Below are 15,134 nucleotides of genomic sequence, written 5' to 3' on the forward strand. Positions count from 1 at the left end.
GGAAAGAGAAACCCACTATTCGGGACTGGTTCACACGGCAGTACCGAGGCTAGATTGCCGCCGGTCGGTTGGTTCACTAAAGGAGATACAGATGTTACGCAGGACGATTCTCGCCATGTCTTTGGGGTTGGCCACACTGGGTTCGGTGTACTACGCAAACGCTGCAAACGATCCTTCCGTGGTACTGGTGCATGGTGCGTTTGCCGACGGGTCTGACTGGGCGAAGGTGATCACTTTGCTGCAGGCCAAAGGTGTGAAAGTACGGGCCGTGCAGAATGGTTTGAATTCGCTGGCCGATGATGTGGCCATAACCCGTCGCGCTATTGAAACGGCACCGGGCAAAGTCGTGCTGGTCGGGCATTCGTGGGGCGGCAGTGTGATCACCGAAGCCGGTGCAAGTGACAAGGTAGCGGCGCTGGTCTACGTTGCCGCCTTCGCCCCTGACGTCGGGCAGACCACGGCCGAGGTTGGCAAAGACTATCCGCAGTCGCCGGGCATGCGCGAATTTGTGGCCGACAAGGCAGGGTATTTGTCGCTGACGCAACACGGTATGGAGCAGGATTTTGCCCCGGACGTGCCTGCTGCGCAGGGGCGGGTGATGGCCGCCACGCAAGGCGCCATCAATTCCAGAGCGTTCGACGAGCGCATCAGCGTGGCTGCATGGAAGCAGAAGCCATCGTGGTACATCGTCAGTGAGCGCGATCGCATGATTCCACCTGAACTACAGCGCGCACTCGCCAGGAAAATAAACGCAACAACGACGGCGCTGCCTACCAGCCATGTGCCGCATCAGTCTCGACCTGCCGATGTGGCCAAGGTCATTACGGAAGCGCTCAACACCACGCGCTGAACATGAACCTGCACCGTTGGATTTTGCGACCAGCGATACAAATAAAAGTCGCCACATAAATATGGATATAACGATGACTGTGTATAGCAAGGTATTCGACTTTGTCATTCTGGGTGGCGGTTCTGCCGGTGCCGTATTGGCGGCGCGTTTGTCGGAAGACAAACATCTAAGTGTTCTGTTGGTTGAGGCGGGTCGAGCCTTTGAACCCGATGAATATCCAGAAGAGATTTACAGTAGCAATATCATCGCCGCCAAGGCTGATAAACGTTTCGAGTGGGGTTACTTTGCAACTCCGGTAGATCAACCGCAAGCGGTATATACGCCGCGTGGAAAAGTACTTGGCGGAAGTTCCGCAATCAATGGCGCTGTTGCCTGTCGTGCTTTGCCCTTTGACTTTGCGCGCTTCACTGCCAAAGGCCTGAAAGGCTGGAGCTTTGAAGAGGTACTTCCCTATTACAAAAAAATGGAGAGTGCTCCGCACGGCGAGGAAAAATGGCACGGCCGTACCGGCCCGCTTCCAATTCACCAAATGTCATGGGAGTACATCACCCCTGTACAGCGTGCAATGGTCGAAGCGTCATGGGCTTGTGGGGCGAAAAAAGTTGACGATTTTAATAACCCAGAGGCCAATAATGGCGCTGGCCCTAATCCAATGAACGTGATCAACGGCGTACGCGTAAACACCGGGATGGCCTATCTCAATCGCGCAGTACGCGGTCGCCAAAACTTATCGGTCCTGGATAAAAGTATCGTAGACAAAGTGTTGATTGAAGACGGCAAGGTTCAATCCGTGCTATTGGCGGGAGGTGAAAAAGTTCACGGAAAAGAAGTTATTCTTAGCGCTGGCGCGTATGGGTCTGCTGCAATTCTACTACGCTCGGGAATCGGCCCTAGGACGGATCTTGAAGCATTGGGCATTCCCATGGTAAAAGATGCGCCGGTCGGTATTCGGCTGCTCGATCATGCTTTTTTCTGGATGAATTTCAGTGGGAAAGAAGAGCTGAAGGGGCAAGATCATCCGGTGGTAGGTTCCCAATTGTGGACCAATTCATCCTATGCAAGTTCGGTTAATGAACTTGACATTGGTATTTCTCCATCGCACTTGCTTGATCCGCAAACGAGCTCAACAGGCGTCGCGTTCTCACTTGGGTTGGAACTGATGCATTGCACGTCCCACGGTAGCCTGCGTTTGAAAAGTCGCAATCCAAAAGAAGCGCCTTTCATTGAGTTGAATCACCTGACCAGTGAAGATGATATGAACCGGATGATCGAATGCTTTCGACTGGCTAGAAAGTTGGCCAAGACAGAACCACTCAAGAGCATGATCGTGGAAGAGCTCTATCCAGGCTCATCCACCGACGACAGTGATGAGCAAATCCGCGCTGCGTTGGCAAAAGGCGTGGGCACTTTGCAGCACCCTTGTTCGACTGCCCCAATGGGGTTGCCGGATGATCCTGGCGCGGTGGTTGATGAGGAAGGTCGCGTGTATGGCGTAGAAGGACTACGCGTTATTGATGCTTCTATTTTCCCCGAGATCCCTCTGATTAACTTGAATCCGACCGTTATCATGATGGCGGAGAAATTGTCCGATGAAATCAAAAAATCCTGTCAGTTAACATAAAAACTTTAAGGGTGCATGCCAATGTAGAAAACATGCACCCAACTTTCTCTGGATTAAAACTTGAACAAACTGTCTGAGATGCATTCTTTCGTCATGGTGGCGGACACTGGTAGTATTTCCGAAGCCGCTCGGCATTTGGGTACAGTCAAGTCAATGGTCTGCCAGCGGATCCAGAAACTGGAAAAGCGCCTGGGTAGCATCTTGCTGGAGCGTGGTCGTCAGGCCCGTCTGACCGAGTCAGGCGAAGTATTTTACCGTTATTGCGTACGTATTCTGGCCGATGTCGAAGATGCTGAAGACGCCGTCCTGGCGTCTCAGTCGAGTTTGCGTGGGAGCTTGCGGCTCACAGCTCCGATGGCCTTCAGCATTCGCTACCTGGCGCCGATTCTTTCGTCCTTCGCTGTGCGTTACCCTGAACTGCGTCTGGATGTCGAGTTTGATGACCGCCACGTCAACTTACACGAAGAGACGTTTGACGCGGCCATCCGCATCGGTGAGTTACCTGACTCCTCATTGGTGGCTAAAACCATTACTCCCAACCGTCATATCATCTGTGCCAGCCCAGCCTACTTGGCCGCTCACGGTACACCGCAGATCCCACAAGAGCTGGCCCAGCATTTCGCCATGCTCTACGTGAATCGCGAACCACATGCCAGATGGGTGCTACCGGTGAACAACGCATTGGAGTCGTTTCCTGTGCGCTGTCGTATGCGCACTAACAACGGCCATCAACTCATGGAAGCTGCCAAGGCCGGTATGGGCTTAGCTATTTTGCCCACGTTCCTGGCCGCACAGGCCATTGTGGCCGGTGAACTTAAAGAGGTATTGGCGCCCTATGCCCCTCGTGGCGGCAACATCTCGGCGGTATACCGGCGATCCCAGAGAGCCTCGCCTAAGCTTCATGCTCTGATTAGTTTCCTCAGCGAACAGATCGGCAGCCCCCCAGTGTGGGATCAAATGCTGGTGGCTCACTCGAATGAACAGTGTTGATGCGTTCGAAAAAAACGAACCATGGATTCGTTTTTTGTCAGCTTATGAGTATCTGAACCCTGAGTTATGCTTTTTCCCAACAGGCGCATCACCTAGCGTCTGACAGGGAAGAAGACGGATGAAGAGTACCCTTAACAATCCCGCTCGCCGTGCTGTACTGGCAAGTGGCGTTGTGGTTGCCGCTACTTTAGCGGCGGGCAGTGGTTTGGCGCAGGCTCTGGAATCGAGCGGCAAAACCGGTAAGAGTGCAGGCCATGGCACCCCGGTCGATGTGATTATCATCGGCGGTGGTTCGGCTGGTGCGGTTTTGGCCCGCCGATTGAGCGAGAACAGTAAGCGTCAGGTGTTGGTGCTTGAGGCGGGGCATAGCTATGGCCCACGTAACTACCCCGAAATCATTGCTAGCAGCGACATCGTCGGTGCTAATGGCAACCCTGAGTTTGAATGGGGTTACAAGACCCGACCGGGCTACATCGACCACCCCATCGGCGCCTTGCGCGGTAAGGTGCTGGGGGGGAGCTCGGCAATCAACGGCGCGGTGGCCATCCGTGCGCGCCCTACCGACTTTAAGCGCTGGGATCTGCCGGGCTGGAGTTATGAAGAACTGCTGCCTTCCTTTAAAAAGCTGGAAACTCACAGCAGTGGTGCCAGCCAGCTACACGGCCATGAAGGGCCGCTCCCCGTGCATCAACTCAGTAATGCCGATGTGACCCCCATGCAGCGCGCCTTCATCGACGCCACGATCGCTAATGGCTACAAAGTGGTTACCGATTTTGACGGTGCTGACGCCAACGGAGTAGGGCCGTACCCGATGAATATCGTCAACGGTGTGCGAGTCAACACCGGCATGGCCTACCTCACCGATGAGGTGCGAGCCCGCGACAACCTGCATATCCGCCCCGACAGCTTGGTAGATAAAGTTCTGTTCGACGGTAAGCGTGTAATCGGTGTGCAACTGGCCAGCGGTGAAAAGCTCCTGTCTGGTGAAGTCATCCTTTCGGCTGGCACCTACGGTAGCGCTGCGATCCTGCTGCGTTCCGGCATTGGCCCGAGGGAGGATCTCCGTGCCTTGCAGATTCCACTGGTCGCCGAGCTGCCGGTTGGGCAAAACCTGGTGGATCACCCGTTCTACTACAACGCCTATGCCGCCAAGCCTGATGTGATTGGCAGCCAGTCGCCGGCCATTGGTGCAAAACTCTGGACTCACAGCACCACAGCCGAGAACGGTGATCTGGATATTCATATTACGGCCACCCACTTGTTTCCCCACGATCAGAGCCCGACCAAGGTTGGCTTCGTTCTCGCGGTAGCCCTGACTCGACCACTGTCCCGAGGCGAAGTTACGCTCGCTAGTCGCGATCCGTTCGTAGCACCGAACATCGATCTGAATTTTCTGGCTGAGGAAAAGGATCGCCAGCGTCTGCTGGATGGCATCCGCCTGTCCCGCAAAATCGGCACAACGGCGCCGCTCAATAAGTTGATTCATTCCGAGCTCAACCCTGGCCAAGGCAACGACACCGACGAGGCCTTGCTGGCCAGCGTCAAAGCCAGTCTCGATACCTATCACCACCCGACCTCGACTGCTCCCATGGGGCGGCCGGGCGATGCGCGAGCGGTGGTCGATCTGCAAGCGCGGGTTCTCGGCGTGCAGGGCCTGCGGGTAGTGGACGCTTCGATCTTCCCAGATGTGCCTTCGGTAGCCACCAACATCACTGTGATTGCCACCGCCGAGCACATTGCCCGTCTCTACGTTTAATTCTCAGGAATCTACCTCTATGAACAGCACTCCAGCTTTAAACTGGATCGACGGCCAATGGCTGGACTCCGGTGTTTACAAAGACTCCATCGACCCAGCGACCTATGAGCTGATTGGTCAATACGCCGAAGGCGGCTTAAACGAAGCGCAACAGGCAATTAAGGCGGCACAACGGTCGTTCGCTGAAACGCCTTGGAAAGACGATCGTAACTTGCGCGCCAAGGTATTGCTGGAGTTGGCGGATGCTTTCGAGCGCAACGCAGATGAGTTGATCGACACCCTGGCGCTGGAAAACGGAAAGATCAGACCCGAAGCCGAGTTTGAGGTCACTATGGTGCCCTCCAAACTGCGCTACTACGCTGCTCTTGCTCGCGCCGAATACGGCCGTGCGGCCGAGCCAAAGCCTGGCAAAATTTCCTTGGTGATCCGTCAAGCAGTGGGCGTAGCGGGCATCATCGTACCGTGGAACTCGCCAGTGGTACTGATGATTCGCTCCCTGGCACCTGCCCTGGCTGCCGGTTGCACCACAGTGATCAAAATGCCCGGGCAAACGGCCCAGACCAACTGCCTGGTAGCACGGATCATGAGTGAGGCGGTGTCGCTGCCTCGTGGCGTCATCAATCTGTTCAGTGAGCTGGGTGCGACCGGTTCCATACATCTGGTGGAGTCGCCCAAGGTTCCGGTGATCAGTTTCACCGGTAGCACAAGCACCGGTCGGGCGATTTCCGCTGCGGGTGCACAGCACCTCAAGCGCTTTGGCTTGGAACTGGGTGGGAAAACGCCAATGCTGGTGTTTAACGACGCCGACCTCGATGCCGCAGTGCCCACCCTGGTGAAAGCCCTGACGGTATTCGCTGGTCAGTTCTGCATGACGGGGTCGCGGCTGCTGGTGCAACGGGATATTGCCACGGCGCTGACGGAGCGCTTGGCCGCGCGGTTGGAAGCCGTGCGCGTGGGGCCGGCTGCGGATCCCGCCAGCGAAATGGGGCCGTTGATAGATAAACCTAACGTGCAGCGGGTCAACCAAGTGGTGGAGGAAGCGATCACCGACGGCGCTCAAATCATCGTTCGCGGCGGACCAATCACCGAGGGGCCATTGGCCAAGGGCGCTTTCTATCGCCCGACCTTGCTGCGCGTCACTGACCCTAATATGTCGATTGTCCAGCGCGAGACGTTCGGCCCGGTACTGACCCTACAGGTGTTCGATAGCGAAGCCGAGGCGATCGAGCTGGCTAACAACAGTGAGTTCGGCCTGGCGGCTGGCGTGTGGACTCGCGATGTCGACCGTTCTCTGCGGGTGGCCCGTGAACTGGAGGTTGGCACTGTATGGGTCAACGACTGGGCGGTGGTCTACGACGAGTTTGAGGAAGGTGGTTTTAAACAGTCGGGCCAGGGACGCCTCAACGGCGTAGCTGCCATGGATGACTTTGTCGAATACAAACATATCGCCCTCAATCCTGGCCTGCGCCAAGCTTAAATCCAATCAGTTCGCCTGCGCGCGTTGGTGCGTAGGCGACTGTACAGAGAATCATGTTCATGAATCGTACAAAAACCTTACTAGATCCTTTAAATGTCGGCCCATTCACCCTGGCCAACCGCGTGCTGATGGCTCCGATGACTCGTTCGCGCTCTGCCCAGCCCGGTGATATCCCCACAGCACTCAACGCCCGATACTATGGACAGCGCGCAGGTTCAGGGCTGCTGATCAGCGAAGGCATGCCGATTTCTCCCAGCGCCAAAGGCTACGCTTACACACCCGGGATCTATACCGAGGCCCAGCAAGCTGGCTGGAGGCAGGTGACTGACGAGGTTCATGCCAACGGAGGTCTGATCGCCGCCCAGCTGTGGCATGTCGGCCGCATTTCCCATCACTCGGTCTTGCCCCAGGGGCAGTCGCCTCTGGCGCCTTCAGCAATTCGTGCACAGGCCAAGATTTTCGCCTTCGACGATGAAGGTATGCCGAGTATGGTCGATTGCGACATACCAGAGGCGTTAAGCGAAGAGGGGATCGCGGCGGTCGTGCAGGAGTTTGTGCAGGCCGCACTGTGGGCCCGCGCTGCAGGCTTTGATCTGGTTGAACTGCAAGGCGCCAACGGTTTTTTGCTGGAGCAATTTCTCTCCGTTACCACCAACGAGCGCACTGACCGCTACGGTGGCTCGCTGGAGAACCGTGCACGTTTTGTCGTGGAAGTGGTGGACGCGGTCTCGGCTGCGATTGGCGCGGATCGGGTCGGCATCCGCCTTTCGCCATGGTGCCCACCCAGCGTCAACGATATGGACTTCAGCGTCGAAGCTCAGGACATTACTTTGTACCTCGCCGAGTCTCTCAGTCAGCGGCGCATCGCTTACCTGCATTTGTCCGAGTGGCCCGGTGTGGATTATCCCTCAGGGTTTCGCGCGCAACTGCGCTCGGCGTTCAGCGGTGCGATCTTCGTATGCGGCGGCTATCAGCAGGCCGACGCGCAACACATCGTCGCGCAAGGACTTGCCGATGCCGTGGCGTTCGGCAAACCCTTCATCGCCAATCCCGACCTGCCGCAGCGGTTCGCGCTCAACGCCGAGTTAGCGGAGCCTGATGGCAGCACCTTTTACGGTGGCGACGCCCGGGGTTACACGGACTATCCATCCTTTGCGGCTCAGAGCTGATCCCCGATGCGACTGCCCCGACTAATGGCAGGCGCGCTGTTGGCAGGGACGCTGACAGCGTCCTCTGCCTTCGCCGCCAACGAAGATAATTCTTCTCCCGTGAGAAACACCTCCATGCCCCAGGACAAACTCTACGACGCGTTGCTTGACGCTCTCTATGCGACCTTCGGGCATCATCCTGGGTTTCGCGTAACGCATGCCAAGGGCGTGTTGTTACGTGGCACCTTTACCGCCTCTGAAGCGGCTCCGGCGCTTACTCGAGCAGCTCATTTCCAGGGACAGCCAGTACCCGTATTGCTGAGGTTCTCCAACTTCAGTGGCCTGCCTGCCACCGAGGACGGTGACCCGATGGCCAGTCCCCATGGTCTGGCCGTTCGTTTTACGCTACCGGACGGTGAGTCCACGGATATAGTGGCGCACTCGTTCAATGGCTTTCCGGTGGCCACCCCCGAAGACTTCCTAAGCTTTTTGCGAGGCATTGCTGCCAACGTCGCCACACCGCCCGATCCTTTGCCACTGCAAGCATTTCTGGTCACCCATCCAAGGGCACAGCATTTTCTTGAGACGCCCAAGCCAGCACCGAGCAGCTACGTTAGTGCTGAATACTTTGGCGTCAACGCCCTAGTGTTCAGCAACCGTCAGAGTGAAGACCATGTCGGTCGCTATCGCATTGAACCGTTGCTGCCAGAACCTGTGTTGAGCGACGAGCAAGCCGCCTCGATGCCTGCCGATTACTTGCAGGACGAAATCGGCGCACGATTGACCAAGGGAGCGGTGAAGTTGCGATTGATGGTGCAACTGGCAGCCCCAGGAGATGCCATCGAAGACGGTTCGATTCCTTGGTCGCGCAACCATCAGGAAGTCGAACTGGGGATGTTGACCCTCGACGCTCTTGTTTCGGCAGAGGAACAACAACTCGCCCAGCAGCGGCTTGCCTTCAGCCCCGGACGCTTGCTCGACGGCATTAAGCCAAGTCACGATCCAATGATTCTCGCACGTCAAGGTATCTACCAGCGGGCGATGCTCAGGAGGCAACAACAATGAGCATTGACGCCGACATTGGCGTCAGTGTGATTGTGCATGAGGTCAATCCGCAGCATCAGGCCTTGTATGAGCAATGGATGAACAAAGCCATCGATGCCCATCAGCAGTTCCCTGGTTATTTAGCTACTGATGTCGTAAAACCCGTAGGATCGCAGCTGCGATACGCAATAATCCTGCGTTTTACCAGCAAGGGCCACGTCTTGGCGTGGCTGGGATCTGAAGTGCGCCAGGCATTGCTGCGTGAGTCGTTGCCCTGGCTGCGGCAGGATTACCATCGCGCCGACGATGATTCGAAATTCTGGTTTGAGCCGATGCAAGGACGGGCCACGGTTGCACGCTGGAAGCAATGGCTACTGTCTTGGTCGGTAGTCTTGCCATTGTCAGTTTTTATGCCGGGCTTTTTGGCGGTGTTACTTGAACTTTCTGATCTACACCTACCGATTTGGTTATTCAAGGTTGCGGTTGCAGGATTAGTGTCCTTCAATATGGTCTATTGGTTGATGCCCTTGACGACACGCCTTTTGTCACGCTGGTTGTTGCGTTGAGACCAGCGGTCGCCCCGCTAATGCTTGGGGCTGGAATAACGCTCCCGAAGCCCATCCTATAAAGGGGGCGTCTATGTGAGTGGCTGTTCCGGCGCATTAGCCGCTGGGGGTGACTCGGCGAGGTGGCACTGCACGAAGGCAGCGTGAACACCTTCCTGGCGGCAGGTGCCGAAGCAGCAGGGTTGTCGTAACCCCGGCTACAAGCTCTCTACCTGGGATGTCGGGGCTCGAACGGCGAGTCCCGCGAACGATGCTCCAGCGTCCACGTAACGCAAGGCAGACTTTACGTCTTTCCAGCCCACGTAACTCATCAAAGATTTGATGTCCCAGCCATTGGATGAGGCCCAGGTTGCAAACCCTCGACGCATGGAGTGGCTGCTGTACAGGTCTGCCGGGACAGCGGCCTGCTTGAAGATACGGCGAAGTATCGGGATCAAGCTGTTGGAGTTGATGCCGCCGTCGGCAAGATTGCCCCAGCGATGAGCATTTCACCCTCGTGCACTGAATTTAATCTAGAGGATGCCCATGAGTAAGTTTGAGGAGTTTTCCAACAGTGAAGTGGGCAAGAAGGCTATGCACGCTAGGCGAAAGCGTAAGCGCGTGATGATATGGATAAGCGACAAAATTACCCCTCAAAATTCAGGTTTGCAAATGGACATGCCTGCGCTTGGAGTAACGTCTGCTGCCCGCGCGCTTTGAAATACTTTTTAGATGATGCCGGTGAGCCGAGCGCCATGCTCGGCGCTTATAATTTCCTGGCAGGCATTGATGTGTATCAACTCAGCAGGACTCAACGAAAATGTCGAGCCAGATTTTGGAGTTATATTGTAGTTAGGGTGAATCTGAAGTAGGTAATCTCGCCTATGGAAAAAATCGAAGTGAGGCATTTCATCTATGAGCAAGCGAACCATGCAGCCTCTTGGCCTGTCGGGATAGAGCTGCTCAACGCTAGGCTTTGGCTTTCACACATCAGCATCCGCTGTCCTGACCAGCCGAGCGAGGCTTGGCCCGTTAGGCTGTCGGTCCTCCTCGATCGCGGTTCACTTATAGCGACTCCGCGGCATCCAGTTTGGCGAGCAGGATCTGGCCACGTTGCCAGAGTGCTCGCTGCTTGGATTCGGGCATGCGGTCGAGGTTTTTGTAAATCATGCCCATGCGTTGATTCCTGCGCAGGAGATCGCTGTGGCGCATCAGGAAATGCCAATAGAGCGCATTGAAAGGGCAGGCGTTGTCGGTGGTGCTTTCAGTCACCTTGTACGCACAGCCACGGCAGTAATCCGACATGCGCTTGATGTATTGGCCGCTGGCGCAGTAGGGCTTGGAACCCAGGTAACCACCATCGGCGTGCATGACCATACCCAGCGTATTGGGCAGCTCGACCCAGTCGAAGGCATCCATGTAAATCGCCAGATACCACTCACAAATCTGGCTCGGGGCGATGCCGGCGAGCAAGGCAAAGTTTCCGGTGACCATCAGCCGTTGGATGTGATGAGCGTAGGCATGTTCCAGGCTTTGACCGATTGCCTGGCGCATACAGTTCATTTGCGTTTTGCCGGTCCAGTAAAACTCCGGCAGAGGCCTGCTGTTCCCGAACGCATTGCCGTCGGCGTAGTCGGGCATTTTGAGCCAGTAGACACCACGGACGTATTCGCGCCAGCCGATCAGTTGACGGATAAAGCCCTCAGCGGCGTTCAGCGCGATACTGCCCGACCAATAGGCAGATTCCACATCGCTGCACAGCTGACGGACATCGAGCAGACCGATATTGAGCGCCGCGCTGATGCGGGCATGAAACAGGAAGGGTTCGTCGCTGGCCATTGCATCCTGGTAATCGCCGAACCCAGCCAGGCCAAAATTCAGAAAATATTCCCACAGCTCCTGGGCATCGGCGTGGGTCACCGGATAGTCGAACGTATCCAGGGAGCCGTAGTGGCTGGCGAAACGTTCCCGCACTAGCGCAATCACTTCCTGAGTAATCGAGTCCGCAGAAAAACGCGCCGGGTAGGGGGCTTTCACGCCTTTTGGCAACGCCTTGCGGTTGTCCGCATCAAAGTTCCAGGCGCCTCCGACCGGACTGCCGTCGCCGTTGAGCAACAGTCCACTCCTGCGGCGCATTTCACGGTAGAAAAACTCCATGCGCAGCTGTTTTTTGCCCTCGGCCCAGGCGGAAAATTCGGCGCGGCTGCACAGAAATCGAGTATCGGCATGCCACTGCAACGCTAAGCCGCAATCGTTGATCGACTGCTCTAGACGCCAGTCACCGCACTCGGTCAGGTGCAGCTCATCCGGTCGCAGCAACGCGTCCCAGCGCTGCAACTCGCCCGGCACCGAACCTGTATTGTGCGGATCATCAAGAGTTACGTACTGCACGCGGACGCCGCGCTGCTGCAACGCCTTGGCGAAATGACGCATGGCACTGAAGATCAGCGCGATCTTTTGCGGATGATGGGGCACATGGCTGGCTTCCTCCATCACCTCGACCAGCAACACCTTATCGCGCTCAGCATCCAGGTCCTGCAATGAGGCGAGGTCAAACGATAACTGGTCGCCCAGGACGAGGCATAGCCGGTGAATCTTATTCATTCGACAGTATCCGAAATAATGCAACTCACCAAGGTGTAGTCAATGAGAAAGGAATGCGCAACGACTCGATGGGCCCCTCACGTGAGCCGCACATCTCGTCGTGGACGCACTGCTGCACAAGCACGCAGGGAAAGGGCGGGACAAGCTTCAATAATTCGCGCAGGTGATTGATGGAGCGCAGGTGCATAGGCTTCGCTGTATCGTCCAGAAGGGTGAACTGGCCGCGGTCTAGCCTGACTCGCGCTAGATAAAACCCGCCCTCCAGTGACAGCAGCTCCAGCTCACGGATTTCGCCCTTTGAGGCTTGTTCGATCAACGCTTGCAGATTCAATGTGCACTCCTTGCCTACCAGGGTAGGCGTTCTCCGTTGTAAGCAAAGAAATTGCCGCTGTCGGCAGGCGCTAAGCGGTCAATCAGTGACAACAATTCTCGGGCAGCAAGGCTTGCGGGCCTCGCCGTAGAGGCACCCCGAAAGGGCTGTGACAGGCCTGAAATAACAGTGCCGGGATGAAGGCTCAGCAGACGGGTCTGAGGACGGGTGCGCGCCAGTTCGATTGCCGCCGTTTTAATCAGCATGTTCAACGCTGCCTTGGAGGCGCGATAGGCATACCATCCGCCCAGCCGGTTATCGCCGATACTGCCGACCTTGGCGGAGAGCATCGCCATCGCGCCTCGTGGATCAAGCAAGGGCAGGAAGTGACGCAACACAAGAGCAGGCCCGAGCGTGTTGACTTGGAATACCGTCTGAAACGCATCCGCTTCAATCGTGGAATAACTTTTTTCAGGCTTGATTTCGTTGCGATGGAGCATGCCAGCGGCATGCACAATCAACTGGTAGGGTGCTTCGGCCGCTAATTCGAGGGCGGCTCTGGCAATACTATAGGGCTCTTCTAGATCCAGACCTGGAACACTTTTGCGCGCCAGTTCACGAACGCCCGCACAGCGTGGGTCTGCATTTAGCCAATCACAAAAAGCCCCGCCGAGTCCTCCGCTGGCGCCGATCACCAAGGCACGGTAGCTATCGCCAAGCGAATTCATCGTGAAGGAATTGTTCATTTGCCTCTCCCGCAGAAAAAGCACGATTGCCGTCTGGGCGTTAATGGCGACACCCGATCAGTTGCAGGAACTCCTGACGCGTCGTGGATGACTCGTGAAAGGCGCCCAACATCACGGATGAGGTCATCACCGAATTTTGCTTCTCTACGCCCCGCATCATCATGCACATGTGCTTTGCTTCAATGACCACCGCCACGCCGGCGGCATCAGTGATGTGCTGGATGGCGTCGGCAATCTGCTTCGTCAGGTTTTCCTGAATCTGTAAGCGTCGGGCGAACATATCGACCACTCGCGCAACCTTCGACAGGCCCAAGACTCGTCCGGTAGGAAGGTAGGCCACATGAGCCTTACCATTGCATAGGTACCGCATCGCTTTAGCTGCGCGCTTGGGCGTGCCCAGCAGTCCTTCGCGCTCAGGGTTCTCGCCTACGCCGACGAGAATTTCACGGTAATGCTCAGCTAACCATGGGTTCACTTTGATGTTCTCAGCCATGCTGCATTTGATGAAAGGGACACTACTGTCAACAGGGGCGTGCTTGTCACTCAAGGTTTGACGCAGGTCACGCAGGCATCGCTAACGCTCCTATGGCCGAGGTTCTTCGTTGGGTGAATGACCGCGTGAAGGATTCCAAACCTGTTTTATTTTTAGTGCAGGTGGCCCGACTGGTGCCGAGTTTGGCTGCACCCCCGAACAGCGGTTGTCGCGACAGCGGCGGCTGCCATCCAACCATGCCAAATGCGGGCGTAAGCGGCAGAACAGGCGATAACCGACGGCAAGCAGCGGGCGGATCGCGCGCCATGTCAGTGGGGTGGCCCAGACACCCAGGCCGGCGGCTCGCCAGCTTCACAAGGTGGTGTCCAGGCCCGTCATCCAGCGGCCATCAGCGAATCTGGCATGAAGAGAAGACTGCATTTGCTCGAACGTGAACCCCAAGGCCCATGCGTCGAACTCTTCGCTACTGATGTCAAAAATCGCAGCCGGGCGTCTATGGCGCGCCAGGAACGTGATTTCCCGAGCGCAGAGCGGGCATTCACCGTCAAAGTAAAACGTGAGTGGCCAAAGCTCTTTCTTGTACGTGTCGGCCGTTTCTGTATAAGTTTTGTATAAGATAGGCCGAAAAAAACAGACTGACAATGTCGACTACTCCTGCGCAGGTTATCGGCGCGCAAACAGCGTGGGATACCCATTTCTCTTCCTGTGAGCTGAGTTCAACCACGGGAAGAGTCTAAGGTGCATTCGCCACCGGCAATTCAAGGACACGAATCGCCGCCATGAAGAATCCTCCAGATTTGAAACCACTCGCTCCGGAAGATCGACGCTCTTTGCAGCTCGCCAAAAACCTGCTTGTGAAAGCGCCAATGGCGCTCCATCTCTGCGGTTCTTAAGGGGAGAGTCCGGTTTTGAGGTATTAGCTGTACAAAAAAATAATTTGGTATAACTTTTAAAGGCGTCTATTGAGTCTTAACGAGGTCTTTGCATGGCTATGCAGACGGACCGCTTAATCCGCCACCTTATCTGTCTTGTTCTGATGCTCCCAAGTGCAGAGCTATTTGCTGATTGGCGCGAGGCGTTACCCGATGCTCGTCGGTTGGGTAGCGGGGAGATGCGCGTGTTCGGTTTCTCTATCTACAACGCGCAATTCTGGAGCCCTCGCCTGATTGCCGGTGAACCGCTGGATGCGGATGTGCCTTTTGCGTTAGAGCTGACCTACAGTCGCGCTATTAGTCGCGATGATCTGGTTGAGGCCAGCATCAAGGAAATCCGTCGCCTTTCGCCCAACTCCCTGAATTCAGAGCTGATGGCCCGCTGGGAGTGGGAGATGCAGCAGGCGTTTGTCGATGTGCGCGCCGGTGACCGCATCACCGGCGTCTATATGCCTGGAGAGGGCGCACGTTTTTACGTCGGCGAGAACCTACAGCATGTGGTGAGGGATGATGCGTTCGCCAAAGCCTTTTTTTCCATCTGGCTTGACCCCCGAACACGCAACCCGGAGCTGCGTGCCCAATTGTTGGGCGCAGCTAAACCCTGAGACCGTTGAGGAA

Annotated in this window: 15 protein-coding genes and 1 pseudogene; 10 read left to right on the top strand and 6 right to left on the bottom strand. The window is 56.3% G+C overall.

The window, feature by feature from the left end; genetic code table 11:
- Window positions 1–91: 91 nt before the first annotated feature.
- The 8 genes from ACYZT3_RS15215 to ACYZT3_RS15250 all read left to right on the top strand — a co-directional run bounded on the left by ACYZT3_RS15215 (window position 92) and on the right by ACYZT3_RS15250 (window position 9,452).
- Window positions 92–850, top strand: a complete 759-nt coding sequence (locus ACYZT3_RS15215) for an alpha/beta fold hydrolase (RefSeq protein WP_462030209.1) — start codon at window positions 92–94, stop codon at window positions 848–850.
- Window positions 851–923: 73 nt separating this feature from the next.
- On the top strand, window positions 924–2,471 hold the full coding sequence (locus ACYZT3_RS15220; protein ID WP_282378440.1) for a GMC family oxidoreductase: 1,548 nt from the start codon (window positions 924–926) through the stop codon (window positions 2,469–2,471).
- Between the two features lie 60 nt (window positions 2,472–2,531).
- Entirely contained in the window at window positions 2,532–3,461 is a 930-nt protein-coding gene (locus ACYZT3_RS15225; protein ID WP_282378437.1) for a LysR family transcriptional regulator, read from the top strand.
- A gap of 118 nt (window positions 3,462–3,579) precedes the next feature.
- On the top strand, window positions 3,580–5,217 hold the full coding sequence (locus tag ACYZT3_RS15230; protein ID WP_282378435.1) for a GMC family oxidoreductase: 1,638 nt from the start codon (window positions 3,580–3,582) through the stop codon (window positions 5,215–5,217).
- A gap of 19 nt (window positions 5,218–5,236) precedes the next feature.
- Window positions 5,237–6,694: an aldehyde dehydrogenase family protein gene (locus ACYZT3_RS15235; RefSeq protein ID WP_462030210.1), complete on the top strand. Its 1,458-nt coding sequence runs from the start codon at window positions 5,237–5,239 to the stop codon at window positions 6,692–6,694.
- Window positions 6,695–6,753: 59 nt separating this feature from the next.
- On the top strand, window positions 6,754–7,863 hold the full coding sequence (locus ACYZT3_RS15240) for an alkene reductase (RefSeq protein WP_282378433.1): 1,110 nt from the start codon (window positions 6,754–6,756) through the stop codon (window positions 7,861–7,863).
- A 114-nt stretch (window positions 7,864–7,977) separates the two neighbouring features.
- Entirely contained in the window at window positions 7,978–8,907 is a 930-nt protein-coding gene (locus ACYZT3_RS15245; RefSeq protein WP_462030211.1) for a catalase family peroxidase, read from the top strand.
- A complete protein-coding gene (locus ACYZT3_RS15250; protein WP_282378428.1) occupies window positions 8,904–9,452 on the top strand; it encodes an antibiotic biosynthesis monooxygenase in 549 nt (182 codons plus the stop codon). Before ACYZT3_RS15245 ends, ACYZT3_RS15250 begins: the two co-directional genes overlap by 4 nt.
- A gap of 197 nt (window positions 9,453–9,649) precedes the next feature.
- On the opposite strand, the gene ACYZT3_RS15255 is transcribed toward ACYZT3_RS15250, so the two are convergent.
- Entirely contained in the window at window positions 9,650–9,889 is a 240-nt protein-coding gene (locus tag ACYZT3_RS15255; protein ID WP_282378426.1) for a tyrosine-type recombinase/integrase, read from the bottom strand.
- An 88-nt stretch (window positions 9,890–9,977) separates the two neighbouring features.
- On the opposite strand from ACYZT3_RS15255, the gene ACYZT3_RS15260 reads away from it, so the two are divergent.
- Window positions 9,978–10,151, top strand: a complete 174-nt coding sequence (locus ACYZT3_RS15260; protein WP_462030212.1) for a hypothetical protein — start codon at window positions 9,978–9,980, stop codon at window positions 10,149–10,151.
- 345 nt (window positions 10,152–10,496) lie between these two features.
- Here the strand turns inward: ACYZT3_RS15260 and ACYZT3_RS15265 are convergent, their stop codons facing one another.
- The 5 genes and pseudogenes from ACYZT3_RS15265 to ACYZT3_RS15285 all read right to left on the bottom strand — a co-directional run bounded on the left by ACYZT3_RS15265 (window position 10,497) and on the right by ACYZT3_RS15285 (window position 14,202).
- On the bottom strand, window positions 10,497–12,035 hold the full coding sequence (locus tag ACYZT3_RS15265) for a cryptochrome/photolyase family protein (protein WP_462030213.1): 1,539 nt from the start codon (window positions 12,033–12,035) through the stop codon (window positions 10,497–10,499).
- Between the two features lie 25 nt (window positions 12,036–12,060).
- Window positions 12,061–12,366, bottom strand: a complete 306-nt coding sequence (locus ACYZT3_RS15270; protein ID WP_282378423.1) for a DUF6482 family protein — start codon at window positions 12,364–12,366, stop codon at window positions 12,061–12,063.
- Between the two features lie 14 nt (window positions 12,367–12,380).
- Entirely contained in the window at window positions 12,381–13,091 is a 711-nt protein-coding gene (locus ACYZT3_RS15275; RefSeq protein WP_462030214.1) for an SDR family NAD(P)-dependent oxidoreductase, read from the bottom strand.
- 40 nt (window positions 13,092–13,131) lie between these two features.
- Window positions 13,132–13,566 (bottom strand): GTP cyclohydrolase I, encoded by a 435-nt coding sequence (locus ACYZT3_RS15280; RefSeq protein ID WP_282378494.1) that lies wholly within the window; start codon window positions 13,564–13,566, stop codon window positions 13,132–13,134.
- 108 nt (window positions 13,567–13,674) lie between these two features.
- Window positions 13,675–14,202: pseudogene (locus ACYZT3_RS15285) on the bottom strand (thiol-disulfide oxidoreductase DCC family protein).
- Between the two features lie 367 nt (window positions 14,203–14,569).
- Here ACYZT3_RS15285 and ACYZT3_RS15290 point away from each other — a divergent pair.
- Window positions 14,570–15,121: a chalcone isomerase family protein gene (locus ACYZT3_RS15290; RefSeq protein ID WP_282378421.1), complete on the top strand. Its 552-nt coding sequence runs from the start codon at window positions 14,570–14,572 to the stop codon at window positions 15,119–15,121.
- Window positions 15,122–15,134: the final 13 nt, after the last annotated feature.

Source organism: Pseudomonas sp. MDT1-16, from assembly GCF_054898115.1.